General features: G+C 52.1%; 24 protein-coding genes and 1 tRNA gene. 18 read left to right on the top strand and 7 right to left on the bottom strand.

Annotated features, from left to right (window positions below):
• Positions 1 to 116: 116 nt before the first annotated feature.
• The 4 genes from ACLU9Q_RS15805 to nagA all read left to right on the top strand — a co-directional run bounded on the left by ACLU9Q_RS15805 (position 117) and on the right by nagA (position 4833).
• Positions 117 to 971, top strand: a complete 855-nt coding sequence (locus tag ACLU9Q_RS15805) for a hypothetical protein (protein ID WP_296841252.1) — start codon at positions 117 to 119, stop codon at positions 969 to 971.
• Positions 972 to 1000: 29 nt separating this feature from the next.
• Positions 1001 to 2848 carry an LTA synthase family protein gene (locus ACLU9Q_RS15800; protein ID WP_298514780.1) on the top strand — a complete coding sequence of 616 codons (1848 nt, stop codon included), beginning with the start codon at positions 1001 to 1003 and terminating at the stop codon, positions 2846 to 2848.
• A gap of 77 nt (positions 2849 to 2925) precedes the next feature.
• Positions 2926 to 3663, top strand: a complete 738-nt coding sequence (gene nagB, locus ACLU9Q_RS15795; protein ID WP_302225800.1) for a glucosamine-6-phosphate deaminase — start codon at positions 2926 to 2928, stop codon at positions 3661 to 3663.
• A 36-nt stretch (positions 3664 to 3699) separates the two neighbouring features.
• Complete coding sequence (gene nagA, locus ACLU9Q_RS15790; protein ID WP_302225803.1) at positions 3700 to 4833, top strand: N-acetylglucosamine-6-phosphate deacetylase; 1134 nt, start codon at positions 3700 to 3702, stop codon at positions 4831 to 4833.
• A gap of 93 nt (positions 4834 to 4926) precedes the next feature.
• Here nagA and ACLU9Q_RS15785 read toward each other — a convergent pair whose 3' ends face one another.
• Positions 4927 to 5574, bottom strand: coding sequence for a YczE/YyaS/YitT family protein (locus ACLU9Q_RS15785; protein WP_302225805.1), 648 nt, complete (start codon positions 5572 to 5574; stop codon positions 4927 to 4929).
• 274 nt (positions 5575 to 5848) lie between these two features.
• Between ACLU9Q_RS15785 and ACLU9Q_RS15780 the strand changes: the two genes are divergently transcribed.
• Positions 5849 to 7132, top strand: coding sequence for an O-acetylhomoserine aminocarboxypropyltransferase/cysteine synthase family protein (locus ACLU9Q_RS15780; RefSeq protein ID WP_302225806.1), 1284 nt, complete (start codon positions 5849 to 5851; stop codon positions 7130 to 7132).
• Between the two features lie 74 nt (positions 7133 to 7206).
• Positions 7207 to 7289 (top strand) — tRNA-Leu (locus ACLU9Q_RS15775).
• 73 nt (positions 7290 to 7362) lie between these two features.
• Here ACLU9Q_RS15775 and ACLU9Q_RS15770 read toward each other — a convergent pair.
• Together ACLU9Q_RS15770 and ACLU9Q_RS15765 are read right to left on the bottom strand one after the other, a co-directional pair.
• Positions 7363 to 7755 (bottom strand): helix-turn-helix transcriptional regulator, encoded by a 393-nt coding sequence (locus ACLU9Q_RS15770; RefSeq protein WP_412625610.1) that lies wholly within the window; start codon positions 7753 to 7755, stop codon positions 7363 to 7365.
• A 48-nt stretch (positions 7756 to 7803) separates the two neighbouring features.
• A complete protein-coding gene (locus tag ACLU9Q_RS15765; RefSeq protein ID WP_412625609.1) occupies positions 7804 to 8334 on the bottom strand; it encodes a hypothetical protein in 531 nt (176 codons plus the stop codon).
• A gap of 183 nt (positions 8335 to 8517) precedes the next feature.
• Between ACLU9Q_RS15765 and ACLU9Q_RS15760 the strand changes: the two genes are divergently transcribed.
• The 7 genes from ACLU9Q_RS15760 to ACLU9Q_RS15730 all read left to right on the top strand — a co-directional run bounded on the left by ACLU9Q_RS15760 (position 8518) and on the right by ACLU9Q_RS15730 (position 16231).
• Positions 8518 to 9837 carry an MATE family efflux transporter gene (locus ACLU9Q_RS15760; protein WP_296906998.1) on the top strand — a complete coding sequence of 440 codons (1320 nt, stop codon included), beginning with the start codon at positions 8518 to 8520 and terminating at the stop codon, positions 9835 to 9837.
• A 62-nt stretch (positions 9838 to 9899) separates the two neighbouring features.
• Positions 9900 to 10436, top strand: a complete 537-nt coding sequence (locus ACLU9Q_RS15755) for a zf-HC2 domain-containing protein (RefSeq protein ID WP_296840413.1) — start codon at positions 9900 to 9902, stop codon at positions 10434 to 10436.
• A 9-nt stretch (positions 10437 to 10445) separates the two neighbouring features.
• Entirely contained in the window at positions 10446 to 13088 is a 2643-nt protein-coding gene (polA, locus tag ACLU9Q_RS15750; RefSeq protein ID WP_296840411.1) for a DNA polymerase I, read from the top strand.
• A complete protein-coding gene (gene coaE / locus ACLU9Q_RS15745; protein WP_296840400.1) occupies positions 13075 to 13689 on the top strand; it encodes a dephospho-CoA kinase in 615 nt (204 codons plus the stop codon). The genes polA and coaE overlap by 14 nt, the downstream gene beginning before the upstream one ends.
• Positions 13676 to 14473 (top strand): MBL fold metallo-hydrolase, encoded by a 798-nt coding sequence (locus tag ACLU9Q_RS15740; protein WP_296840386.1) that lies wholly within the window; start codon positions 13676 to 13678, stop codon positions 14471 to 14473. The genes coaE and ACLU9Q_RS15740 overlap by 14 nt, the downstream gene beginning before the upstream one ends.
• Positions 14474 to 14546: 73 nt before the next feature.
• Positions 14547 to 14819, top strand: coding sequence for an ACT domain-containing protein (locus tag ACLU9Q_RS15735; protein WP_296906995.1), 273 nt, complete (start codon positions 14547 to 14549; stop codon positions 14817 to 14819).
• A gap of 47 nt (positions 14820 to 14866) precedes the next feature.
• Positions 14867 to 16231, top strand: a complete 1365-nt coding sequence (locus ACLU9Q_RS15730; RefSeq protein ID WP_296907111.1) for a PFL family protein — start codon at positions 14867 to 14869, stop codon at positions 16229 to 16231.
• Between the two features lie 23 nt (positions 16232 to 16254).
• On the opposite strand, the gene ACLU9Q_RS15725 is transcribed toward ACLU9Q_RS15730, so the two are convergent.
• Together ACLU9Q_RS15725 and ACLU9Q_RS15720 are read right to left on the bottom strand one after the other, a co-directional pair.
• A complete protein-coding gene (locus ACLU9Q_RS15725; protein WP_296906992.1) occupies positions 16255 to 17553 on the bottom strand; it encodes a nucleotidyltransferase family protein in 1299 nt (432 codons plus the stop codon).
• Between the two features lie 20 nt (positions 17554 to 17573).
• On the bottom strand, positions 17574 to 18293 hold the full coding sequence (locus ACLU9Q_RS15720; protein ID WP_296906990.1) for a DUF554 domain-containing protein: 720 nt from the start codon (positions 18291 to 18293) through the stop codon (positions 17574 to 17576).
• A gap of 170 nt (positions 18294 to 18463) precedes the next feature.
• Here ACLU9Q_RS15720 and ACLU9Q_RS15715 point away from each other — a divergent pair, with 170 nt between their 5' ends.
• The 5 genes from ACLU9Q_RS15715 to ACLU9Q_RS15695 all read left to right on the top strand — a co-directional run bounded on the left by ACLU9Q_RS15715 (position 18464) and on the right by ACLU9Q_RS15695 (position 24890).
• Positions 18464 to 19681, top strand: coding sequence for an iron-containing alcohol dehydrogenase (locus tag ACLU9Q_RS15715; protein ID WP_296906987.1), 1218 nt, complete (start codon positions 18464 to 18466; stop codon positions 19679 to 19681).
• Entirely contained in the window at positions 19678 to 21054 is a 1377-nt protein-coding gene (locus ACLU9Q_RS15710; RefSeq protein WP_296906984.1) for an aldehyde dehydrogenase, read from the top strand. Before ACLU9Q_RS15715 ends, ACLU9Q_RS15710 begins: the two co-directional genes overlap by 4 nt.
• Before the next feature lie 110 nt (positions 21055 to 21164).
• Positions 21165 to 22163 carry a phosphate acetyltransferase gene (gene pta / locus ACLU9Q_RS15705; RefSeq protein WP_296839862.1) on the top strand — a complete coding sequence of 333 codons (999 nt, stop codon included), beginning with the start codon at positions 21165 to 21167 and terminating at the stop codon, positions 22161 to 22163.
• 15 nt (positions 22164 to 22178) lie between these two features.
• A complete protein-coding gene (locus tag ACLU9Q_RS15700) occupies positions 22179 to 23369 on the top strand; it encodes an acetate kinase (RefSeq protein ID WP_296839865.1) in 1191 nt (396 codons plus the stop codon).
• 135 nt (positions 23370 to 23504) lie between these two features.
• On the top strand, positions 23505 to 24890 hold the full coding sequence (locus tag ACLU9Q_RS15695; RefSeq protein WP_296839868.1) for an NCS2 family permease: 1386 nt from the start codon (positions 23505 to 23507) through the stop codon (positions 24888 to 24890).
• 286 nt (positions 24891 to 25176) lie between these two features.
• Here ACLU9Q_RS15695 and ACLU9Q_RS15690 read toward each other — a convergent pair whose 3' ends face one another.
• Together ACLU9Q_RS15690 and ACLU9Q_RS15685 are read right to left on the bottom strand one after the other, a co-directional pair.
• Complete coding sequence (locus ACLU9Q_RS15690; protein ID WP_412624486.1) at positions 25177 to 25416, bottom strand: hypothetical protein; 240 nt, start codon at positions 25414 to 25416, stop codon at positions 25177 to 25179.
• Positions 25417 to 25467: 51 nt separating this feature from the next.
• Positions 25468 to 26850, bottom strand: a complete 1383-nt coding sequence (locus ACLU9Q_RS15685; protein ID WP_412624485.1) for an ISNCY family transposase — start codon at positions 26848 to 26850, stop codon at positions 25468 to 25470.
• Between the last annotated feature and the right edge of the window lie 140 nt (positions 26851 to 26990).

Below are 26990 nucleotides of genomic sequence, written 5' to 3'. Positions count from 1 at the left end.
AGTAACAGTATATCCAATTATGAAAAGATTGTAAAGTCGTTTGGTTAGATTGACAAATTTTGCGGATAATCCTATACTAAATGAGATAGATGACAACATGGAAAAGGTGTGAAAATATGAAGTGGATTACAAAAATGGAACGAAAATTTGGCAGATATGCTGTTCACAATCTGTCAGCTTACATCATTGCCCTCTATGCGGCGGGGTATCTGATGGAATTGCTCAGTCCGAGTATTTTTAACTGGCTGACGCTTGAGCCTGCCTATATCCTGCGCGGGCAGATCTGGAGACTGGTATCATGGATTCTGGTTCCGCCCGGAAGCCTTGATATTTTCACGATCATCATGCTGTATTTCTACTACTCGGTAGGAAATACGCTGGAGAAGACCTGGGGAGCTTTTCGCTATAACCTTTACATTTTCTCCGGGATTATCTTTACAGTGATCGGCGCATTTATCCTTTACGGTATCCTGCGCGTGAGCTATCCGTCCTCGATCATTCCGGTTTTCGGAGGCACGTTCAGCACATACTATATCAGTATGTCTATTTTGCTTGCGTTTACCGCCACCTACCCGGACGCCCAGGTGCTGCTGTATTTCTTTATTCCTATCAAGATGAAGTGGCTGGGGCTGATCTACGGGTTCTTTATCGTGATCAACTTTATCCAGAGCGGCTGGGCCGGCAGAGTAGTGATTATCGCGTCGCTGCTGAACTTTATCCTGTTTTTCCTTGGCACGCGCAATCTGAAGCGCTACTCGCCGAAGGAGCAGAAGCGCCGCTATGACTTTAAGAAGGCGACGGCTCCTACAAGAGTGAAAAACGGACAGGTCACACGCCACAAATGTGCGGTGTGCGGAAGGACGGAGCTTGACGGCGACGATCTGGAATTCCGTTTCTGTTCGAAGTGCGACGGAAACTATGAATATTGCCAGGATCATCTGTTTTCGCATGAGCATGTCCATCATTCATAGAGCGAGAAAAGTTTTGTGTGAGGCATGAGATGAAGAAGATACTTGGATTTAAAATAAAAGTGGGGTGGGCAAATGCGCTGCTTCTGGTGCTGCTGCCCGCTCTGACGCTGTGCTGTCTGGAATTCTACACGCATGTGCCGTGGGATCTGACAGTGCCCATCTTTTTGTTAAATTTGTTGTTTTATTATCTGTTGTTCGGCATCTGCAGCTTTGTCTTTGGCAGCACGGCGATCGGCTATGCGGTGGCTCCCCTGATTCCGATGCTGTTTGGACTTATCAACTACTTTGTAGTGGATTTCCGGTCGTCACCGATCGTCCCGTGGGATCTTTACTCGCTTTCTACGGCGGCGTCTGTGGCGGGAAATTACGAATATACTATTACTGGCAGGCTGGTGCTGGTGGTGCTCGGTTTTCTGCTGATATCTTTTCTTGGAAGCCGGACGTCAGTTTCAGTAAAAAAGCCTGCTGTGCGTCTGACAGGGGCTGCGGCGCTTATCGTTGCGCTGGTTGTATGGGTGCAGGGGATTGGGACAGATACAGCCGTTTCTCTGTTTGAGCTTGACACCACGCTGTTTACGCCGAATGTGCTTTACCGGAACAACGGGCTGACGGTAGGCTTCCTTGGAAATCTGAAATATATGAAGGTGCAAAAGCCCGAGGGCTACACGCCGCAGATAGCGGAAGAGATCGCAGAGCCTTACGGCGGGGCTGCGGCGGCGTCCGATAGTGAGAAAAGCGAAGAGGAAGCGGTGGAGAAGGATCTGGATACACTCCCGAATGTGATCGTCATTATGAACGAGGCGTTTTCCGACCTGTCCGTATTCGGCGATTTTGACACCGATTATGATTATATGCCCTTTATTCACTCGCTGAAGGACAATGTAATTAAGGGAAACTGCTATGTTTCTGTGAAGGGCGGCAATACGGCAAATTCAGAATATGAATTTCTTACCGGGGACTCGATGGCATTTCTTCCGGCGGGCAGCGTGCCGTATCAGCAGTATTTAAAGAGTACTATGCCGTCGCTGGCAAGCTACCTCGGCGGACTCGGCTATCAGACAACGGCGATCCATCCCTATTACGCCTCCGGCTGGGACAGGGACGATGTCTATCCGCGGCTTGGCTTTGATAATATGCTGTTTAAGGATGATTTTTCTAATCCGCTGCTGATCCGCAATTATGTGAGCGACAGCTCGGCGTTTACGAAAATTATTGAGCTGTATGAGGAAAAGCAGGATACGGATCGGATGTTTGTCTTTGAAGTCACCATGCAGAATCACGGCGGCTACAGCAGGGACGTGGAGGGCTTTGAGGAATCTGTTCATCTGACCGACCTGGAAAATAAGACGACCAGTGTGCGCGCGGCGGAGAAATATCTCACGCTGATGCTGGAGAGCGACCGCGCGTTTGAGATGCTGGTAAATTATTTTGCGGAGCAGGAGGAGGACACGATCATTCTCATGTTTGGGGACCATCAGCCGTCCGACTATATAACGAATACGATCCTGCGTCTGCTCGGGCTGGAGCGCGAAGGTTCGGATGAGGTGTATTTTGACAATTATATTGTCCCCTATATTATGTGGGCAAATTTCGACCTCGGTGAAAATACGGCAGGTGGAGATGTAAGCCTCAACTATCTGGGCGGAGAGCTGCTTGAGAAGGCGGGCGTTCCGCTGACTGGCTATCAGGAGTATTTAAAAGAGCTGCAGACGGAGATACCGGTCATCACAGCGAATATGATCATGACGGAGGACGGCGTGCGGCATCGCTATGATGACGGCGAAGCGCTTGTTTCTTCGCTGCTTGATGGATATCGTATGCTGATGTACAACCATCTTGCGGACAGCAAAAACCGTCTTACGGGATTTTTTGAATAAAGGAATGCGGAAAATGTGGGCTTTATGAGGTGCTTTTTGCCTCAGAAATTATAAATATTTTAAGGAGGATAAGGATTATGAGATTTGTGAAAGCGAGAGACTACGACGACATGAGCCGGAAAGCGGCAAATGTTATCAGTGCGCAGGTGATTTACAAACCGGAGTGCGTGCTTGGACTTGCCACCGGTTCCACGCCGGTTGGGGCATATAAGTGCCTGGTGGAGTGGTACAGAAAGGGAGATCTGGATTTCTCCGGCGTTACCAGCGTGAATCTTGATGAATACAGAGGACTGCAGCACGATAACCCCCAGAGCTACTATTATTTCATGAACGACCATCTTTTTTCACATGTAAACATAGACCCGGCAAATACCCATGTGCCGGACGGAACGATCGCTGATGCGGACGAGGCGTGCCGTCAGTACGATGAGACGGTGAAAAGCACCGGCGGCGTGGATCTGCAGCTTCTCGGCATGGGACATAACGGACACATTGGTTTTAACGAGCCGGACGATGTTTTTGCAAAGGGTACGCACTGCGTAAATCTTGCACAGTCCACGATCGACGCAAATTCCAGATTTTTCGCTTCCCGCGATGAGGTGCCGACGCAGGCGTACACCATGGGAATCCAGACGATTATGTCTGCGAAAAAGATCCTGGTGGTTGTGAGCGGTACGGACAAGGCGGACATTGTGGAAAAAGCGTTTTTCGGACCGATCACGTCGCAGGTTCCGGCTTCTATTCTCCAGCTTCACCCGGAGGTGACGGTTGTGGGAGATGAGGCGGCATTTGCAAAAATTGCAGACCGTATCTGAAGGACAGGCAGCAGCCGGATGGGAGGATGAACGACGATGATCATTAAAAATGGTTTGGTGTATGGGGAGGACGGCTCCTTTTCGAAAGCGGATATAGAAATCAATGCGGAAAGCTTCTGTCAGATTGCGCCGGAGCTTCCGGAAAACGGTGCGGAGCAGGTGATCGACGCGGAAGGGATGTATGTCATCCCGGGGCTGGTGGATATCCATTTTCACGGATGTGCGGGTTATGATTTCTGCGACGGGACGATAGAGGCGTTCGACGCCATCATGCAGTATGAGATGGAGCATGGCGTCACCTCGGTTTCCCCGGCGACGATGACGCTCTCGGAGGGACAGCTCGCCAAGATTTTTGAAAACGCAGGAAAATATGAGAACAATCGCGGAAGCAAGATCCGCGGCATTACAATGGAGGGACCGTTTGTTTCCTCTGCAAAGAAGGGTGCGCAGAACGGAAGCTATATCCATCGCCCGGATATGCGTTTCTTTGAGAAGATGCAGAAGCTCTCCGGCGGGCTGATCCGGCAGGTGGCGGTTGCTCCGGAGGAGGATACCGATTTCGCTTTTATTAAAGAAGTGACAAAGCAGACGCACGCTTCGGTTGCGCATACCACGGCGGATTACGACACGGCAGCGGCAGCGTTTGCGGCCGGTGCAGACCATGTGACGCATCTGTTTAACGCGATGCCGCCGTTTACACACCGCGCTCCCGGCGTGATCGGCGCAGCCTTCGATGCGAAGGAGGTTTCTGTGGAGCTGATCTGCGACGGCATCCATGTGCATCCGTCCGTGGTGCGCGCGGCGTTTGCAATGTTCGGCGCGGACCGCATCTGCATGATCAGCGACAGTATGATGGCGACCGGCATGGAAAACGGAGACTATGCGCTCGGCGGACAGCCGGTAAAGGTAGTCGGAAGACTTGCGACCTTAAAGGACGGCACGATCGCCGGATCCGCGTCGAATCTGCTGGACTGCCTGCGCGTTGCTGTAAAAGAGATGAATATTCCGCTTGCAGACGCGGTAAGGGCATGTACGGCTACACCGGCGAAGGCGCTGGGATTTTACGGGGAATGCGGAAGCATCACCGCGGGCAAATCGGCGGATGCTGTATTGCTTGATAAAGAGATGAATCTTGTGAAGGTGATCTGCAGAGGCAAAGCGGTGAATTAAAGCGTATTTGCCGGAAAAAACTTTTTATCAGCTAAAATTTAATTTATGATAAAAACGCATCTGGAACAACAGCTCCGGATGCGTTTTTTAAAACTATTCTTTTTCGAGAAACGGTTTTGCAAGATGGATATTGAAGTAATCAATGAGCGGTCCCATAAAAAATGCGGTGATAATGGTGCCGAATCCGGCAATCGTGGGAAGCATGGAGAACTTTCCGCCCGCAAGCAGGTAAAGCGTGCAGCCGAGAAGGACACAGGCAAGGTCGGTGGCGATCCGGCAGTATTTAAACGGAGCAACATGCCATTTGTTTGCCAGCACCAGCGCGATCGCATCGTAGGTGGAGACGCCGAGGTCTGCTGTGAAATAAAAGGATGAGCTGATGCAGAGCATGAAGATCGCGATCAGCATAAACAGCAGGCGCAGCGGCAGCGCCGGTTCCGGAAAGAATCTAAGCAGCAGATTATGCGAAAATTCCACCACATACCCAAGCAGAAACAGATTGATAAAGGTGCCAAGATTGATGTAGTGACGGTCTGTAAAGAAAGCAAACAGCAGCAGAACTGCGTTTGTCAGTACATAGAGCGTTCCGAAATGAATCGGGATCAGCTTATCCAGGCCGCTCATCAGCGTCTGAAAGGGATCGACGCCAAATGCCGCCGTCTTAAAAAAGCCGACGCTGACACCGCCCGCAAAGATGCCGAGAACGGTCATTAAAATTCGTTTTCTCATTCGTTTATCCATATCCGATTTTCCTCCAGGCTGCTTGTAAAAAGCATGTTTTTGTGCAATATCCAAAACAACTAGAGTATATCCGGGAATTTGAAAAAAATCAATCCATTTTCTTCAAATTCTGCAGGAAATATGATATAGTTTTCTTAAAGCTTCGCGACAGGTCTGCGCTTCACTTCGGTCGGTGCTAAACGTGCGCCACCGGTACACAGCACCGACAAATGGACATGCAAGCATGTCCACGTGGCTTGTTGCTCGCGGAAATAAAAAAGAAAAGAGGAACGGTATGGAAAATCAATACAGACAGGAAACAAAATGCATTCAGTCGGGCTGGAAGCCGAAGAACGGGGAACCGCGGATTATGCCGATCATCCAGAGCACGACCTTTAAATATGAATCGACAGAGCAGATGGGAAGGCTGTTCGATCTGGAGGAAGACGGCTATTTCTACTCGCGCGTGCAGAACCCGACCAGCGATATGGTGGCGGCAAAGATCGCCGATCTGGAGGGCGGCGTTGCGGCGGTGCTCACCAGCTCCGGGCAGGCGGCGAATTTTTACGCCGTGCTGAATATCTGCGAGGCGGGAGATCATATCGTGGCATCCGCAACCATCTACGGGGGCACCTATAATCTGTTTCATGTCACCTTAAAGAAGCTGGGGATTGAATGCACCTTTGTGGATGCGGACGCAGATGAGGAGACGATCGCGGCGGCGTTCCGACCAAACACCAAGGTGATGTTTGCGGAGACGATCGCGAATCCGGCGCTGGTCGTGCTCGATATCGAAAAGTTTGCGGGGATCGCACATGCGCACCAGGTTCCGCTGATCGTGGACAACACTTTTGCCACACCGATCAATTGCCGTCCGTTTGAGTGGGGCGCGGATATTGTCGTGCACTCTACCACGAAATATATGGACGGACATGCGATGCAGATCGGCGGTGCGATCGTAGACAGCGGCAATTTTGACTGGGATGCTTACGGCAGCAAATTTCATGGTCTGACTGAGCCGGATGAATCCTATCATGGCATTGTATATACAAAGAAATTTGGAAAGGCGGCGTATATTACAAAGGCGACCGTGCAGCTTATGCGCGATCTTGGAGCGGTGCCTTCCCCGATGAACTGCTTCCTTCTGAACGTTGGTCTGGAGACGCTGGCGCTGCGCGTGGAGCGTCACTGCTACAATGCGGGAAGGATCGCGGAATATCTGAATAATCACGAGAAGGTAAGTCACGTCAACTACGCCGGTCTGCCGACCGACAAGTATTATGCGCTTGCGCAGAAATATATGCCGAACGGTACCTGCGGTGTGATTTCCTTTGAGCTGACGGGCGGAAGAGAAGCGGCAGTGCGTTTTATGGATAGTCTGAAGCTGGCGGCGATCGTCACTCACGTGGCGGATGCGCGCACCGGCGTACTCCATCCGGCAAGCCACACGCACCGTCAGATGAACGATCAGCAGCTGAAAGAAGCCGGCGTATCGCCGGGAATGATCCGTCTCTCCGTCGGCATTGAAAATGTGGACGATCTGCTGGCGGACCTTGCGCAGGCGCTGGAAAAAGCGTAAGTGTAAAATTTTGCTTGCAAAACACTGGCAGGTATGATAGAATGTTTTTCGGTCGATAAGATCGGAAAGCATTTGCCGGCGTGTCGGAATGGCAGACGAGGCAGACTCAAAATCTGTTGTGGGCAACCACGTATGGGTTCAAGTCCCATTGCCGGCAGTACAACAAAGCCTTAAAACTCCAGGAAAGCGAGGAGGTTTAAGGCTTTATTTTATGCTGACAGCGTCCTTCCTTAAACGAAGGGTTCAAGAGAACGATATTCTTTCGGCGATACTCCGAATCGTTCCCGGAAGGCGCGGTAAAAAAAGCTGCTGTTGCTGTAGCCGATCGCTTCCATGACGGCATTTGCGGAGAGTGTGGTGTGGGAGAGCAGATAGGATGCCTGCTGAAGCTTCTGCTGCTGCAGGAGCTCCTTGAACGTGTGGCCGGTATATTTTTTCAGCAGACGGCTGACATAATAGGGCGGAAGCTTCAATTCGGCGGAGATGTCGGAGAGCGTCCCGCTTTTATAATGCGTTTCAATATACTTGAGAATACGGAAAATCATATCCTGTTCATAATTTCCCGCGCTGTTTTGCAGTATGGAATCCGCAAAAACGGAAAGGTTCATGAAAATGAGTCCCATGGTCACCTGATTGATCGTGTTGGTGTTGGATTTTTTGTTGATCAGCGTTCAGAGCATATTTTCAATGAGGTTCTGGATGGGCAGGATGTCTTTTGCACGAAATTGCAGATAGGTGATGCGGGATCCGCTGCCGGAAAGGGTGGAGATCAGAAAATCGCGCAGCACATTGTCCCGCTCGATCATGGAGAGCGGGCGGTCAAAAAATTCCGGCAGGATAATAAAATTCACGGCAATATCGTCCTCACCTGCGGGCAGGATCTCCTGGGTGGCAGACTGACTGAGAAAAAGCAGGTCGCCGGCCTCAAGGACGATACGGTCGGTGTCATTGATAATATGCGTAGTGGAACCGGCGCACATATACACCATCTCCACGTAGTTATGGCGGTGTTTTGGAAAATGAGCGAAGCGCGTGTGCGGGCGGATCTCGATCAGACGTCCCTTGGCAAGAAGCCGTTCATTGTCTATCACGAAATCTTTTTTTGAGGTATAAATGCCCTTCTGTATGGAGGTATTTCCCTGCAGGAGGGCTTTTTCCTCGTCTGTGATGGTCCGAAGGCTTGCTAAAAGCTCTGCATTCATGTGGAAGCTCCTTTTTTCTTTTATGATAATACCGGGACGAAAAAAAGTCTATTAAAAAATAAGCAGCAAAAGATATCCGGGCACCTCATAAGAATTTCCGGCTGAAATATTGAAATATGCAATTGAGAATGGTATGATAGGTTCGGTTTCGTTGATTACTTTTTGTACTTCGGGGAGAGAGAAATGTTTACAAATGCACAACTGAAAAAACTGATTTTTCCGCTGGTGATGGAGCAGCTTCTTGCGATCACTGTCGGCATGGCAGACACAATGATGGTATCGCAGGTGGGAGACGCCGCCGTTTCCGGGGTATCCCTGGTGGATATGATCAATGTGCTTCTGATCAATATATTTGCGGCGCTTGCCACCGGCGGGGCGGTGGTGACATCGCAGTATATCGGAAAGCAGCGAAAAGATCTTGCCTGTCAGTCGGTAAACCAGCTTTATATCGTAAGCGGTACGGCGTCGCTTTTGATCATGGCGCTGACCTTACTTTTCCGCAGCAGTATTCTGCATATTTTATTTGGCAGTATTGAGCCGGACGTTATGGAGAATGCGCTGATCTATCTGATCCTGTCGGCGCTTTCCTATCCGTTTCTGGCAATTTACAACAGCGGGGCGGCTATCTTCCGTTCCATGGGCAACTCGAAGATCACCATGCTGATCTCCATGCTCATGAACGCGGTGAATATTGTCGGAAACGCCATTTTGATCTTTGGCTGCGGCATGGGCGCTGCCGGGGCGGCGATCGCGTCGCTGATTTCCCGTATGCTCGCCTGCGTGATCATCACGGCGCTGCTTCTGAATCAGCAAAAGGAGCTGCATCTTCTGCCGCACGGCTGGAAGCCGCAGGGAAATCTTATCAAAAAGATTCTTTATATCGGTATTCCGAGCAGTCTGGAAAACAGTCTGTTCCAGCTTGGGCGCGTGCTTGTGGTCAGTATCATTACTTATTTTGGAACCGTGCAGATCACGGCGAACGCGATCGCAAACAATCTGGATGCCATGGGCATCCTGCCGGGACAGGCGGTGAGCCTTGCGATGATCACGGTGGTCGGGCAGTGCGTCGGAGCCGGGGATTTTGAGCAGGCAAAAAAATATACGGTCAAGCTGCTGAAAATCACGTATGCGATCATGGCGGTGCTGATCATCTGCCTGCTGATCCTGCAGCCGTGGATCCTCAGTATTTACAGGGTGACGGATGAGGCGCGCGCTCTTGCGAAAACGCTGATCTATATCCATAACCTTTGTGCGCTCGTTCTGTGGCCGCTTTCGTTTGTGCTCCCAAATGCGCTGCGTGCGGCGAACGACGTGAAATATACCATGGTGGTTTCTATTTTCTCCATGTGTGCGTTCCGCATCCTGTTCAGCTATATTCTCGGCTATCAGATGGGAATGGGCGCGATCGGCGTGTGGATCGCGATGGTGCTTGACTGGGTGTTCCGCGTTATCATGTTTGTCACGCGATTCCTCGGAAATAAGTGGCAGACGCACAAGATTTAAAATGTCACCCTTTCCATTGAAGGAAGATTGTGGTATGCTAATACCGAAGAAAAGGAGCCGACATGGATTGTAAAACAGCGCAGCAGAAAATCACGCCCTATATAGAGCGGCAGTTAAATGACCGCGAGACGGAAGAATTTATTGAGCATGTCCGCGGGTGCAAGGCTTGCAGCGAGGAGCTGGAGGTCTATTTCACGATTTATTATGCGCTGACGCAGCTCGATAAGGAGGAAAGCGATACCTACAATATCAAGGAGCTGCTGGAGAAGAATCTGAAGCAGGCGGAGGATCGCGTAAAAAAGCACAATATCATGCGGTTTTACCGGCGGCTGCTGATGACGCTGATCGGTATTGTGGCGGGTATCCTTCTGCTCACGGGCGCGCAGACGCTGCTCACAGGTTCCTTTGAATACACAACGCTTTATAATCTGTTCAGCGCGGAGACGGAACCGATCACCTGGATACCGGAGACCGAGGAGGAGAGCTCGACGCAGCCGACAGAGACGACGGAGCGTGAGACGAACCGCAAACGGCAGCCGGTCGTGACGACGCCGGAGACGGAGGCAGCGGTTCCGCTGTCAGAGATATTGACAGAGTAAAGGAGTATTATGCAGGGAAAATTAGTTTTGATAGATGGACACAGTATTTTAAACCGGGCGTATTTCGGGGTGCCGGATCTGACAAACTCGCAGGGACTGCACACGAACGCGGTGTACGGTTTTCTGAATATTATGTTTAAGATCCTGGACGAGGAGCAGCCGGATTATTTTGCGGTCGCTTTTGACCTTCACGCGCCGACCTTCCGGCATAAAATGTACGATGCGTACAAGGGAACGCGCAAGCCGATGCAGGAAGAACTGCGGCAGCAGGTTCCGGTGATGAAGGAGATGCTGACGGCGATGGGCGTGCCGCTGATGATGCTGGAGGGCTATGAGGCGGATGACCTTTTAGGAACGGCGGCGAAAAGAGCGGAGAGCGACGGACTGACGGTTTCGATCATCTCGGGCGACCGCGATCTTCTGCAGCTCGCCACCGACCGCATTAAGGTGCGCATTCCAAAGACAAAGAAAGGCAAGACGGAGATAGAGGATTACAACACGGCGGAGGTCGTGGAAAAATACATGGTGACGCCGCCGCAGATCGTCGATCTGAAGGCGCTGATGGGCGATGCCTCCGACAATATCCCGGGCATTCCGGGCGTGGGCGAGAAAACGGCCGGCAAGATCATTGCCGAGTATGGTTCCATTGAAAACGCCTACGAGCATGTGGAGGAAATCAAGCCGAACAAGGCGCGGGAATCCCTGCGCGATCACTACGATCTGGCGCAGCTCAGCAAAAAGCTGGCAAAAATCAACACGGAGAGCCCCTTTACGCTCGATATGGAGCAGGCAAAGCTGGAAAATCTGTTTACGCAGGAGGCGTTTGAGCTTTGCAAAAAGCTGGAATTCCGCAATATCCTGCCGCGTTTTTCCTGCGACGCTCCGGCAAATCCGGTCAGCGATTTCTTTTTCACGGTGACGGAGCTTTCTGAGGCGGAGGATGTTTTTGCGCGTGCGCAGGAGACGGACGGTATCGGTTTTTCGCTGCTGGCGGAGAGGAGAGAGCTGTTCGGACTGGCACTGGCGCTTGATGCGGAGCATATTTATTTTATCCGGAAGGAGGGCTTTCTGACAGAGGGCTATCTCACGGAGAAATGTGCAGGGCTTCTGCAAAATAACCGCCCGGCATATACGATCGACCTGAAGGAGCAGCTTGCGTTTTTGCGGAGCAGCATAGGAAGCCGCGCGCAGATTGCCGATGCTGCGATCGGGGCGTACCTTTTAAATCCTCTCAAGGGGCAGTATCCCTGTGAGGACATTGCGAAGGACTACGCTTCGCTGATGATGAAGGGAAGGGCGGAGCTGTTCGGCAAAGCGCCGCTTGCAAAGGCGGTGGCGGAGCAGCCAAAGGAAGCGGCGGAGTACGCCTGCTATCTTGCTTACACGGCGCTGACGGCGACGCCGGTCATTTTGGAAAAGCTGCAGGAATTTGATATGATAAGGCTTTTCTGGGATATGGAGATGCCGCTTGTCTACACACTCTATGATATGCAGGAGGTGGGCATCCGCGTAAACGCACAGGAGTTAAAGGCATACGGCGAGGAGCTTTATGTGCGCATCGTGGAGCTGGAAAAAGAGATCTATGCGGACGCCGGGGAGGAATTTAACATCAATTCCCCGAAGCAGCTCGGCGTCATTTTGTTTGAAAAATTAAAGCTCCCGGGAGGAAAGAAAACCAAGAGCGGATTTTCCACGGCGGCGGACGTGCTGGAGAAGCTGGCGCCCAATCACCCGATCGTAGCGAAGATTCTGGAATACCGGCAGCTTGCGAAATTAAAATCGACCTATGCGGACGGACTGGCAAACTTTATAGCGGAGGATGGCAGGATCCATGGAACCTTCAACCAGACGATCACGGCGACCGGTCGCATCAGCAGCACCGATCCTAATCTGCAGAATATTCCGGTGCGCACGGAGCTTGGGCGGCTCCTTCGCAAGGTGTTTATCGCGCGCGAGGGCGGTGTTTTGATCGACGCCGATTATTCACAGATCGAGCTGCGCGTGCTTGCGGCGATGGCGGGTGACGAGACGCTGATCAACGCGTTCCGCGACCATGCGGATATCCACCGGCTGACGGCATCGCAGGTATTTCACATTCCGTATGATGAGGTGACGTCCCTGCAGCGCCGGAACGCAAAGGCGGTAAATTTTGGCATCGTCTATGGGATCAGCGCCTTTGGACTGAGCGAGGATCTGCACATCAGCGTGAAGGAAGCCGGCGAATATATTGAAAAATATTTCCAGACCTATCCGAAGGTGAAGGAATTTCTTGATAAATCAGTGAAGGACGCGAAGGAAAAGGGCTATGTGACGACGCTGTTTCACCGCAGACGTCCGGTGCCGGAACTAAATTCCGGAAACTTTATGCAGCGCTCATTTGGCGAGCGCGTGGCGATGAACTCGCCGATCCAGGGAACGGCGGCGGATATTATCAAGATCGCCATGATCCGGGTAAACGAGCGTCTGCGGGCGGAAAAACGCAAAGCGCGGCTGATCCTGCAGATCCACGACGAGCTTCTGATCGAAGCGGAGCCGTCCGAGGTGGAGGACGTGAAAAAGCTTCTGGCGGAGGAAATGGTAAACGCGGTGAATCTGAGCGTCGCCATGGAGGTAGATATGAATACGGGGAATAATTGGTATGAGGCGCATTAAAGTTCTGGGCATCACCGGCGGCGTCGGCGCCGGGAAGAGCACGGTGCTCGCTTATTTAAAAGAAAAATATCACGCAGAGGTGCTGCAGCTCGACGAGGCAGCGCACAGACTGATGGAGCCGGGGGAGCGGTGCTATGACAAGATCGTCGCTGCTTTCGGCAGAAATATTCTGGCGCCGGACGGAACGATCGACCGCAGAAAGCTTTATCAGAAAGCATTTGTCAGCGAAGAGCAGGTAAAGCGGCTCAATGGGATCGTACATCCGCAGGTGAAGGAGTATGTAAAAGGCTGGATCGCAAAAAAGCAGGCGGAGGGCAGCGCGCCGTTTCTGGTGCTGGAGGCGGCGCTGCTCCTTGACGATCATTACGAGACAATCTGCGATGAAATCTGGTATATTTTTGTGAATGACGCGGTGCGCGCGCAGCGTCTGGCATCATCGCGCGGCTATACGGCGGAAAAGACCGCGCAGATTTTAAAAAATCAGAAATCCGAAGAGCAGTTTCGCGCTGCCTGTCAGTTTACCGTTGACAACAGCAGCGATTTCCTGGAAAATACTTATGAACAGATAGATAAAGGATTGAAAGAACATGAATTTGTGTAGCATTGCAAGCGGAAGCAGCGGAAACTGCATTTTTATCGGGACGGAGCAGACAAGTCTGCTTGTGGATATCGGTATCAGCGCAAAGCAGGCGGAGACGGGCTTACATACCATAGACCGGACACTGAAGGATATCGACGGGATTCTGGTTACGCACGAGCATTCCGATCATATCCGCGGCGTAGGTGTGGCGGCGCGCAAGGCCGGCATCCCGATTTACGGGACGAAGGGCACGCTGGAAGCAATAAAAAACTGTTCCTCGCTTGGGAAAATTGACGAGGGGCTTTACCGGGAGATCAGCCCGGATGAGATATTTCAGGTCGGCGACATGGAGATCGTCCCGTTTCGCATCTCGCACGACGCGGCGGATCCGGTGGCTTACCGGGTAAATTCCGGGGAAAAATCGGCGGCAGTTGTCACGGACCTTGGGGTGTACAACGATTACATTGTCGATCATCTGCAGGGGCTGGACGCGGTGCTTCTGGAGGCGAATCACGACGTGCGTATGCTGCAGGCGGGCGTTTACCCATACTATTTAAAGCAGCGTATCCTGAGCAATCATGGACATCTCTCGAATGAGAACGCCGGACGGTTGCTCTGCCGGATCCTGCACGACAATCTGAAAAGCGTGTTTCTCGGACATCTGAGCAAGGAAAATAATTACGAGGCGCTTGCCTACGAGACGGTATGCACGGAGGTAACGCTTGGCGATAATCCGTATCGCGCGAACGATTTTAAGATACAGGTGGCGCGGCGCAGCGAAGCGTCGGAGCCGGTATATATCTGATTAAAAATCCGGGGACTCATCCGGTGCCAAAGGCGGCACCGGACATCCCTTTAAATCGAAAGGAGAACGCAACATGAAAAAGACAATCATTACTGTAGTAGGAAAGGATACCGTGGGAATCATTGCGAAGGTCTGCACCTTCCTCGCGGAAAACAACGTAAATATTCTCGACATCTCCCAGACCATTGTGGATGGCTTCTTCAACATGATGATGGTAACGGATGCCTCCGCTTCCACAAAGGAATTCGGCGAGCTTTCCACGGAGCTGAAGGTGCTCGGCGAGGTCATCGGCGTTGTCATCAACTGCCAGCATGAGGATATTTTCAACAAGATGCATCGCATATGAATCTCGATGAGCATGGCAATAAAACGCAGAGAAAGGACAGTAACAGTATGATCAATATTTTTGAGGTTAACGAGACAAATAAGATGATCCAGCAGGAAAACCTGGACGTCCGCACGATCACGCTTGGTATCAGCCTTCTGGATTGTGTGGATTCCGATCTGGAGAAGCTGAATCGGAAAATATACGAGAAGATCACGACACTTGCCAGAAATCTGGTGGCGACCGGTGAGGAGATCGAGCGGGAATACGGGATCCCGATCGTCAATAAGCGTATTTCCGTTACGCCGATCGCACTGGTGGGTGCCGGGGCGTGCCGGACGCCGGAGGATTATGTGACGCTGGCGGAAACGCTGGACAGAGCGGCGAAGGAGGTTGGCGTCAATTTTATCGGCGGTTACTCCGCGCTGGTGAGCAAGGGCATGACAAAAAGTGACGAACTGCTGATCCGTTCGATCCCGCAGGCGCTTGCTTCTACGGAGCGTGTGTGCAGCTCGGTGAATGTCGGTTCCACAAAATGCGGCATTGACATGGACGCGGTGCGTCTGCTTGGCGATGTGATCCTGGAGACGGCGGAGCGCACAAAGGAACAGGATTCTCTTGGCTGCGCAAAGCTTGTTGTTTTTTGCAATGCGCCGGATGATAACCCGTTCATGGCAGGTGCTTTCCATGGCGTGACGGAGGGCGACGCGGTCATCAATGTCGGCGTCAGCGGACCGGGCGTGGTAAAGCGTGCGCTGGAAAAAGTGCGCGGAAAGAATTTCGAGGAGCTGTGCGAGACGATCAAAAAGACGGCGTTTAAGGTGACGCGTGTGGGACAGCTTGTGGCGCAGGAGGCTTCCAGAAGAATGAACATTCCGTTTGGCATCATTGACCTGTCGCTTGCGCCGACTCCGGCGGTGGGAGACAGTGTGGCGGATATTCTCTGCGAGATCGGTCTGGAATACGCGGGCGCTCCCGGAACAACGGCGGCGCTGGCTCTTTTGAACGACCAGGTGAAAAAGGGAGGCGTGATGGCGTCCTCCTACGTGGGCGGTTTAAGCGGCGCGTTTATCCCGGTGAGTGAGGACCAGGGAATGATCGACGCGGTGACGGCAGGCGCGCTCTCTTTGGAGAAGCTTGAGGCGATGACCTGCGTCTGCTCGGTAGGTCTTGATATGATCGCGGTTCCGGGCGATACCCCGGCGACGACGCTCTCCGGTATCATTGCGGATGAGATGGCGATCGGCATGGTAAATCAGAAAACCACGGCAGTCCGCGTGATCCCGGTAATCGGAAAGGGCGTCGGCGAAACGGTAGAATTCGGCGGACTTCTCGGCTACGCGCCGATCATGCCGGTAAATCAGTTCTCCTGCGAAAAATTTGTAAATCGCGGCGGCAGAATCCCGGCGCCGATCCACAGCTTCAAAAATTAGGGATACAGGAGTGCTCCGCGCTTTCAGCGTTTCGGAGGGTCCATAGTAAAAATCTGTCGCGTATATTCGCTTGGAGTGGGGCAGCCGAATTTTGCGGTGCAGGCTGCTCCATAAATTTCGCAGGAGCGTATGTCCAGCGTGAGCATCTGCCGGGCACGCTCTGCGGCATCGCCGCAATCGTGATAAAACCGGGAGATTACGCTGCCTGCATCAGCGAGCTTTGAGAGAAGCGGAATTTGTCCGCTTTTTTTTATTTGTCCCAAAAGCGCACCGGAGGACCGGCGAAGTCCGAGGATGCGTGCATAGTAAACGGGGAAGCGCTCCGGATCTGTCTTTTGTGGCTGCGGCAGACAAAGCAGAATATGCAGGAGCGCGCGGCGCACCATGGCTTCTGTGAGATTACGCGTTTTGATAAGCTTCACAAAGGAAGAAAAGTCTGTAAATGCGTAGCGCATCTGGAAAATCCGACGTGCGAGCGTTTCCGGGGTGTCAAAGCAGGAGGCAAGGGATTCCCAGCCTGGCGCTGTCAGCAGGCGGTAATGCAGCATAGCCGAAAAATCGTCCGCGAAAACCGGAAAGGTGCGCTGCCAGTTGGCGGAGAGGATATCGTATACGTCTTTTGGAACCGAAGCGGCAAGCTGTGGCGGGAAAACGCTGTCGGATAGCTCATCCGCGAATGCCCTGCGCAGCGCTGTGGCGGAGCAAAAATTACCGATATCTGTATCATGATAGCCGCTGCCCGCGCGCTGAATCGTGACGGGCTTTATTACACTGCCCGATTTAATGAGCGCCTTTAAGTATTCGACTGCAAGAATATTGTTGGGCTGGGAAAGAAGGGGTGCGGGGGCTTTGCCCGCATTTTTCTGCTCCAGATACCACCCAAGCGCTTCCTGGCGCGCGTTCGGAAAGGAAAGACCCTGCCGCAGAAGCGTCTGCAGCTTTTGCCGGAAAGCATCCGGCTCTGCGGAAAGTATTTGGGCGGCCGTCTGCAAAATATCAAGATTTCCGCATTCACTTCCAAAGCAGAGATAATCTACACAGCCGAGCGCGTTTAAAAGAGCGACGGCGCCTCCGGCAAAATATTCGGCGCTTCCGCAGGCATAGCAGGCAGGCAGCTCCAGCACCAGGTCGGCTCCGCAGCGGATCGCCATCTCGGCGCGCGCGGATTTGCCGATCACCGCGGGCTCTCCGCGCTGCACAAAATCCCCGCTCATTAAAACAAGCAGGAAGTCGGCGCCTGTCAGACGCCGGGCTTCCCGGATATGATACGCATGTCCATTATGAAACGGATTATATTCCGCGATCAAAGCGGTAACGATCATTACAGACCCCTTTCTTCTTTTCACAGCAGCGGCAGAATTACAAGATGATAGATCACGGGACCGAGAATGGCGGGCAGCATATTTGCCAGCCGGATGCCCTTGTTCCAGAGCAGATTAATACCTACGCCGGTAATCAGCACCGAGCCCATCATGGATAGATCGCCGATGAGCGCATCCGACAGAAACGGCTGGATGACGTGCGCAAGCAGCGTGATGCTTCCCTGGTAAATGCCCAGCGGGATGGCGGCGAACGCCGCGCCGATCCCCATCGTGGAGGCAAAAATCAGTGTGATCACGCAATCGAGCGCTGCTTTTGCGGCGAGCATGGAAAAATCGCCTGTCAGACCGTCCTGCAGCGAACCGATAATTGCCATAGCGCCGATGCAGATCACCAGCATATTTGCCATAAAGCTTTCCACAAAACGCGCATCCTTAGAGGCACCGACCGCTTTTTTGATGCGCTCGCCAAGAACAGTGAGGCGCTCCTCGATCCGCAGCAGCTCTCCGATCAGTGTGCCCGGCACCAGTGAAAAAATAATCAGCATCGTTCCGGTGATCGAAAAAGCGCCGTTTTCATACACCAGCATTTCCGAGAGAACGCCGCTGATACCGATAAACAATGTGCAAAGTCCGAGTGCATGCATCAGAGACGCTTCATATTTTTTAATCACCCCGGCGTTTATGAATCTGCCGAGGACGCCGCCCAGTATGACGGCCGCTACATTAATCAGTGTACCCATACATTTCTTTTCCTGTTCTTATTTTCTGTTTCGAATTATACATCAGCAGGCCTCCGATGTAAAGAATCGAATGTAACTCAATCTTGTCATTTCATCTCTTCAATGGTAAAATCAGGCTGTGCCGGATAATTTGCAGTTCTGACCGGCAAAGAAAAGAGGAGAAAGAAAAAATGAATATTTGTGTAAAGGGCGGCTGCCGTATTTTTCAGAAGGTTATGAAATACGGCATGTATGTGATGCCGTGGCGGACGCCGGAGATTATTGAGGGAGAGGACGCGCTGGTGCGTCTTGCCCAAAAGCTGAAGGAAGAGGATTATCACTGTGTGCTGGTGGTGACGGATAAGGGACTTGCGCAGATCGGGCTGCATCTGGAGTTGACAGATGTGCTGGAGATGTACGAGGTGTCGTATGCGCTGTACGAGGATACGATCCCGAATCCGACGATCGCCAACATCGAGGAGGCGCTTGCTTTATATAAAGAAGCGCAGTGCGAGGCGATCGTGGCGATCGGCGGCGGCTCGGCGATGGACTGTGCAAAGGTGGTCGGCGCGCGGGCAGTCAAGCCGCGCCAGCCGGTGCAGAAGATGAAGGGCATCCTGAAGATACATAAAAAGACGCCGCCCCTCTACGCGATCCCGACGACGGCGGGTACCGGCAGCGAGACGACGCTGGCGGCGGTCATCACGGATGAAAAAACACGGCACAAATACCCGATCAACGATTTTCCGCTGATTCCGGATTACGCGGTGCTTAATCCGGAGCTGACGCGAAAGCTGCCCAGAATGATCACGGCAACCACCGGTATGGACGTGCTGACGCACGCTGTGGAGGCGTATATCGGAAACAGCAACACGAAGAAAACCATCGAACAGGCAAAGTGCGCGGTGCGCCTGGTGTTCGATTATCTTTACCGCGCTTATGAAAACGGCGACGATATGGAGGCGCGCGGCTTTATGCAGGAGGCGTCCTTCCAGGCAGGCGCGGCGTTCACACGGGCGTATGTCGGCAACGTACACGCGATGGCGCACGCGCTCGGAGGCGCTTACCGCGTGCCGCACGGGCTGGCGAACGCGGTGATCCTGCCGTATGTTCTGGATTATTATGGGAACGTTGTCTATAAGAAGCTCGCAGAGCTCTCCGAGGTGGCGGGCATCGCCCTGGAGGAAAACACGGAGGAGGAAAACGCGAAGCTTTTTATTGCGGCAGTCCGTGGGCTGAACCGGAAAATGAACATCCCGGAGAAGATCGGCGGTATCCGCCAGAAGGATATTCCGGTGCTTGCGGTTTGGGCGTCGCAGGAGGCAAATCCGCTGTATCCTGTTCCGGTTATTTTTGGGCGTAAGGATTTCCGCGCACTTTATCGTCAGATTATGGAGGAAGAGCAATGAGTACCTTAATAGAAGAAGCAGTCTGCAGGCAGCGCGCCAATTTCCGGAAAGGCGTTACCAGAAGCTATGACTTCCGCGCAGAGCAGCTAAAGAAGCTGCCCGCCTGGATCCACGCGCATGAGCAGGACATTTATGACGCGCTCTATGCGGATTTAAATAAAGCGCCGTTTGAGTGCTATGCGACGGAGATCGGCATTGTGCTTGATGAGGTGCATTATATGCTAAAGCATCTGCAGAAGTGGATGAAGCCGCAGGCGGTGCGAACGCCGATCACGCAGTTCCCGTCAAAGTGCTTCCGCATCAGCGAGCCTTACGGCGTCGTTCTTATTATGGCGCCCTGGAATTATCCGTTCCAGCTTTCCCTGGCTCCGCTTGTCGGCGCGCTTGCTGCCGGAAACTGCGCAGTGATCAAGCCGTCCGCCTATGCGCCGCACACGTCCGCGCTGATCGCCCGCATGGTGCGCGAGCTGTACCCGGACTGGCTGGTGACGGTCGTGGAGGGCGGGAGAGAGGAGAACGCGGCGCTTCTTGAACAGCGCTTCGACTACATCTTTTTCACCGGCGGTGTGAACGTCGGAAAGCTTGTGATGGAATCGGCGGCAAAACACCTGACGCCGGTGACGCTGGAGCTTGGCGGAAAGAGTCCCTGTATCGTGGATGAGACGGCGGATCTGAAACTTGCCGCCCGACGTATCGTCTGGGGGAAATTTTTAAACGCCGGACAGACCTGCGTCGCTCCCGACTATCTGCTGGTGCAGAGCAATGTGAAGGATCGGCTTGTGGAGGCGATGCGCAGGGAAATCCGCAGGCAGTTCGGAAAGGAACCGCTGCAGAATAAGAATTACCCGAAGATCATCAATGAGAAGCATTTTGCGCGCCTCGTCCGTCTGATGGAAGGCTGCGAGGTACTGGCAGGCGGAAAGACGGCGGCGGAGTCTCTTAAAATCGAGCCGACTATCGTCGATCTTGTGCATGGTGAAAGCCCTGTCATGCAGGAGGAGATTTTCGGACCGCTGTTCCCGGTGCTCACCTTTGACACCATCCAGGAGGCAGCAGGCTTTGTGACAAAGCGAGAAAAGCCGCTTGCGCTCTATCTGTTCACAAAGAGCAAGGAGAATGAAAGCTATATTCTGTCGCATACCTCCTATGGCGGCGGATGCATCAACGATACGGTCGTTCACCTGGCAACGCCCTATATGCCGTTTGGCGGCGTTGGAAACAGCGGAATGGGCAGTTATCACGGAAAAGAGAGTTTTACTGCCTTTTCGCATCAAAAGAGTATCATGAAGAAGGCGCTCTGGCTGGACCTGCCGCTTCGCTATGCGCCCTACCGCAGATGGGCGCTCTCTGTTCTAAAAAAAATACAGAAGTAATATCGCGATTACGTGTTGAAAAAATGTATATAAATGGGTATAATGTAACATATCAGAATACGCGAAGCGGATTCCGCCCGCGCCAACACAATGAAAGGAGTCAAAGAATCATGGGATTTATTGACGTAATCAAAGAGAGAGCAAGAAGCAACAAAAAAACGATCGTACTTCCGGAGACAGAGGATCGCAGAACCTACGAGGCCGCTGCACAGATCCTGAAGGAAGGTATCGCAAACATCATCCTGGTAGGCAGTGAGGAAGCGGTAAAGAAGGGCAGCGAAGGTCTGGATCTCACAGGCGCAGTGATCGTTGATCCGGCTACCTCCGATAAGACACCGGGTTACATAGACAAGCTGGTAGAGCTGCGCTCCAAGAAGGGCATGACGCCGGAGCAGGCAAAGGAGATCCTTCTGAACCAGTATCTCTACTACGGCGTAATGATGGTAAAAATGGGCGATGCAGACGGTATGGTATCCGGCGCATGCCACTCCACAGCAGATACCTTAAGACCGTGTCTGCAGATCCTGAAGACAAAACCGGGCACAAAGCTTGTTTCCGCATTCTTCCTTATCGTAGTTCCGGACTGCGAGTACGGTGCAAACGGCGCGTTCGTATTCGGCGACAGCGGACTTGTACAGGATCCGAATCCGGAAGAGCTGGCGGCGATCGCAGCTTCCTCCGCAGAGTCTTTCCGTCTGCTGGTACAGGAAGAGCCGGTTGTTGCAATGCTTTCCCACTCCACCATGGGCAGTGCAAAGCATGCGCTGGTTGATAAGGTAGTTGAGGCTACAAAGATCGCAAAAGAGCAGAATCCGGGCCTTAAGCTGGACGGCGAGCTGCAGCTTGACGCGGCGATCGTTCCGAGCGTAGGTTCCTCCAAGGCTCCGAACAGCGACGTTGCCGGAAAAGCAAACGTCCTGATCTTCCCGAACCTGGATGCCGGAAATATCGGCTATAAGCTGGCGCAGAGACTTGCAAAGGCGGAAGCATACGGACCTGTTACGCAGGGTATCGCAAAACCGGTCAACGACCTCTCCCGCGGATGCTCCGCAGAGGATATCGTCGGCGTTGTTGCAATTACGGCAGTACAGTGCCAGGTTGAGGACTAAGGAGGAAAAATAAAAATGAATGTTTTAGTTATTAACTGCGGAAGCTCATCGCTGAAATACCAGCTTATCAATTCTGACTCCGAGGCAGTGCTTGCAAAAGGTCTCTGCGAGAGAATCGGTATCGACGGAAGACTGGTTTACCAGAAAGCCGGCTGCGACAAGGAAATCACAGAGGCGGCTATGCCGACGCACAAGCAGGCGATCCAGATGGTGCTGGATGCACTTGTAAACGAAAAGACCGGCGCGATCAAATCCCTGAAAGAGGTAGAGGCAGTCGGCCACAGAGTCGTACACGGCGGAGAGAAATTCGCAAGCTCTGTTGTGATCAATGAAGAAGTGCTGAAGGCAATCGAGGAGTGCAACGACCTTGCGCCGCTGCACAACCCGGCAAATCTCATCGGCATCAATGCCTGCGCAGAGCTGATGCCGGGCGTACCGATGGTAGCTGTGTTCGATACCGCTTTCCATCAGACTATGCCGGAGAAGGCATATCTTTATGGACTTCCGTATGAATATTATGAGAAATATGCTGTAAGACGCTACGGCTTCCACGGAACAAGCCACAGCTTTGTTTCCAAACATGCTGCAGAGTTCCTTGGTCTGGATCTGAACGATTCCAAGATCATCGTGGCGCATCTGGGCAACGGCGCTTCCATCAGCGCAGTACAGAACGGCAAATGTGTGGATACCTCTATGGGTCTGACACCGCTTGAGGGTCTTGTGATGGGTACCCGTTCCGGCGATATCGATCCGGCGATCATGGAGTACATCGCAAAGAAGGAAAATCTGGATATCGCAGGTGTGATGAATGTGCTGAACAAGAAATCCGGCGTATTCGGTATTTCCAAAGAGCTGTCCAGCGATTTCCGCGACCTGGAGGATGCGATGAACGACGGAAATAAATATGCGGCGGCGGCTATAGAAGTATTCAGCTACCGTGTGGCAAAATACATCGGCTCCTATGTGGCGGCGATGAACGGCGTGGATGCGATCGCATTTACCGCAGGCATCGGCGAGAACGCAGGACTCGTCCGCGAAAAGGTACTCGGCTATCTTGGCTACCTTGGCATCACGCTGGATGCGGAGGAGAATAAGAAGCGCGGCGAGGACATGGTGATTTCTACCGCAGATTCTAAGGTAAAGGTTGCAGTGATCCCGACAAACGAGGAGCTGGCAATCTGCCGCGAGACGGTAGCGCTTGTATAAAGGCTGCAAAAACAGGGTAAAGTAAGGAAAGGGTTCGATGGCACGAAACAGGTGGGACGAATGCGTGCCGTCGAACCATTTGCTTTTTGGATGCCGCAAAATGCATCCGCCCTTTATAAATGAGGAGAGAGAAAAATGTTAGAGAAACTTTTCAAGCTGAAAGAAAACAATACAAATGTAAAGACAGAGGTGATCGCGGGTATCACCACCTTTATGACGATGGCGTATATCCTGGCGGTAAACCCGAACATCCTTTCCGCGGCCGGCATGGACAGAGGGGCAGTATTTACGGCGACGGCGGCAGCATCCTTCCTCGGTACGCTCTTTATGGCACTTTTTGCAAACTATCCGTTTGCGCTGGCTCCGGGCATGGGATTGAACGCTTACTTTGCCTACACCGTCGTCCTGCAGATGGGCTATTCCTGGCAGGTAGCTCTGGCAGCCGTGTTCATTGAAGGTGTCATCTTTATTCTGCTGTCACTGTGTAACGTGCGCGAGGCGATCTTCAACGCGATCCCCATCAGCTTAAAGCATGCGGTCAGCGTCGGCATTGGTCTGTTTATCGCTTTTATCGGTCTGCAGAATGCAAAGATCGTGCTTGCTAACGGAAGCACGCTGGTAGGGCTTTTCTCTGTGGAGAGCTTCCAGGGGCTCAACGGCGGCGCCGGTTCCTTCAATGATGTGGGGATCACGGTACTGCTTGCGATTATCGGTACGCTGATCACAGCGATCCTGGTTGTAAAAAATGTGAAGGGAAATATCCTCTGGGGCATTCTGATCACCTGGCTGCTCGGCATTGTCTGCCAGCTTTGCGGCATCTATGTGCCGAATGCGGAAATCGGCATGTATTCCCTGCTTCCGGATTTTTCGGCAGGTATCTCAGTGCCGTCTATTGCGCCGATCTTTGCAAAGATGTCCTTCAGCGGCATTTCCATCCTGCAGTTGATCGTAATCGTATTTGCATTTTTGTTTGTCGATCTGTTTGATACGCTTGGAACGCTGATCGGTGTTTCCACAAAAGCAAATATGCTTGACAAGGACGGGAAGCTTCCGCACATCAAGGGCGCGCTGCTTGCAGATGCCTGCGCGACAACGGCGGGCGCTGTGATGGGTACCTCCACCGTTACCACCTTCGTGGAGAGTGCTTCCGGCGTTGCAGAGGGCGGCAGAACCGGTCTTACTTCCGCTGTGACGGCGATCCTGTTCGCGCTGTCGCTTTTGCTTTCCCCGATCTTCCTTGCGATCCCGTCGTTCGCGACGGCTCCGGCGCTGATCATTGTCGGCTTCTATATGCTCAGCAACGTTGGCAGCATTCATTTTACGGATGCAGGAGAGGGTATCCCGGCATTTATCTGCATCGCGGCAATGCCGATGTTTTACAGCATTTCCGAGGGAATCTCCATGGGCGTTATCTCCTACGTGGTGATCAATCTGCTCAGCGGAAAGGCAAAGGAAAAGAAAATCAGCGTGGTAATGTATGTGCTCTGCGCATTGTTTATACTGAAATATTTATTTATTTAAAAATCTGATGTCAAGCATTTTTGAAAATGTCCCGAAAAAACTGAAACATTAGCACCGGTTTTCCGGTGCTGATTTCATATGGCTACGTGGCAGATGTCCTCTGGAAGCTTAGGGCTCTGCCCTAAGAACCCGCAAGGGACCTGTCCCTTGACCCATAATCGGGCCCTGCCCGAACCCGCCCCGCAGGGGGCAGGAGAAAGGGCATATATCCTTTCTCCTTAGAAACAGCGTTTTCCGTGAGGCTTATCTCAAGAGACTTTCGCGGCATAACGGGGCCCCAACCCCATTATTCCACGGTTCTCCTGACAACGCCTCCGCTCCCTGTTCCTTCCGCCTTTTTTCGGGCGATCTCCTCACGGATCAGCCGTTTTACGGCTCCCTGTTTTGACGGCTGTTCCCAAAACCAGCGGATGATATCAAGGTCTGTGCGGAGGTTCAGTTTTAAGTAAATTCCCTGTGTATGTTCTTTATCATATTTTTTCTGTGCTTTTGTATGCGCTTCGATGCAGTCGATCCAGTCCCTCATGTGATCTCTCCTTTCGGTAGGTATATACCTATCATCTTTTTCTGCTGCTTTTTATGCTGGAACGTCATCCATTAGATGGTGCTCCTGTGTCTTTACGAATTTCTGGAAAGTTTTGCTGCGCCAGGGATGGCTCATTGGCGGAATATAATGTCTTTTTGCTTTGGGCGGCTGATAGTCTGCATCCAGATCCCGGGATCTTTCCATATGTTCGGGGATCTCCTCCAGTGCATGGACATCCTTGTCATTGACACAGCAGAAAAGGCTTCCGTCAAAAGCCTGGATAACCATTATTTTTGTGCCTTTGCGGTAATGTACCTGTTTCCCTCTGGCGTCCAGCATCCGGTAATGGCGGTGCCGGAACTGGATCGCATGCCCGCAATCCACGGTCCGTTCTGTCAGGACAGCGAGAACCAGGTTGATTTTTTCATTTTCCGGTTGCGTTTCAAACACAGATTTGATACCATTAAGGGGAAGCGCGAACTTCTCATTGAATTCTTTTATGTATGAGTGGAGGAATTCATTGGCAGCATCTATGGTCGTGATCCCTGCTAATCGTAATTCGATTGGCAGGCGCGACTGTAGTGTCTGGTTGAGGCGTTCTACGCGGCCTTTGGCCTGCGGGACACTGCTGGATTCCAGCTGAACACCAAGCTGCTTGCAGGCATAAGCGAATTGGGTATAGGTATCCTCATCAAGAGATGGGGAGTTTTTCTTTTTATAGGTAAATACCGTACGGCGGTCTGTGAAGATCCTGTAAGGGATGCCGTAGGTGGTCAGGATCTGGTGGAATACGTGATAGTAGCCCTTTAAGGTTTCCTGCGTGTCAAACCAGGCTCCGGTGACCCGGCCGGTAGCATCGTCAATAGCCAGGTGGAGGTGCCATACCTGCCCGGGGATCCATTCATAGGGAGTTGCGTCCATCTGCTGCAGTTCCCCAAAATAAGCACATCTTGGACGTCTTGAATGAGCATCTTCAACCGCTACGAGATTGGTTTGGAGCACAGCGGCTTCTTTCAGGCTGCAGGCACTTTTCTTTTTATCCTGAAGCTCCTTTTCCATACGCTTTTTCTTGGCCTTTGTAACTTTCGGAGAAAGAATATATTTACTTTCCAGGATCTTAGCTACAGAAGAAGGTGAGACGCAGATGTGTTCATGGGCCTCAAGGAGTTCTGAATAATGCTGGAAATTAGCATCAAAATATTTTGTAAGGTAGAGATCGATGATGCGATTGCGGGTCTCGTCAGGGATGCTGGTGGACGGTTTACGTCCCCTATTGCCATGGATAAAGAAAGCCTTTCCTTCTTTGCGGTATCCAGCCAGCATACGGTTGATATGGCGTTTGGTGCAGCCAAGGGTGAGGGCAGCCCTGTCCTTATTCCCATCCGGGTGATCTGCCAGAGATTTGATCACTTCGTATTTTTTCTGTTCATCCATTGTAAGTATTACCTTTCTGATAATGATTTCCTCCAATCTAAAATAGATAGAGGATATTTTACCACATCCGGGACATTTTCATATGTGGTATACTAGGACATTATCATAAATGGCTTATAAAATATTTATTTATTTAAAAA

It is taken from the genome of Marvinbryantia sp., from assembly GCF_047017445.1.
Classification (GTDB): domain Bacteria; phylum Bacillota; class Clostridia; order Lachnospirales; family Lachnospiraceae; genus Marvinbryantia.
The sequence above is the reverse complement of the archived record's forward strand: the minus strand, read 5'-3'. Positions and strand labels throughout refer to the sequence as shown.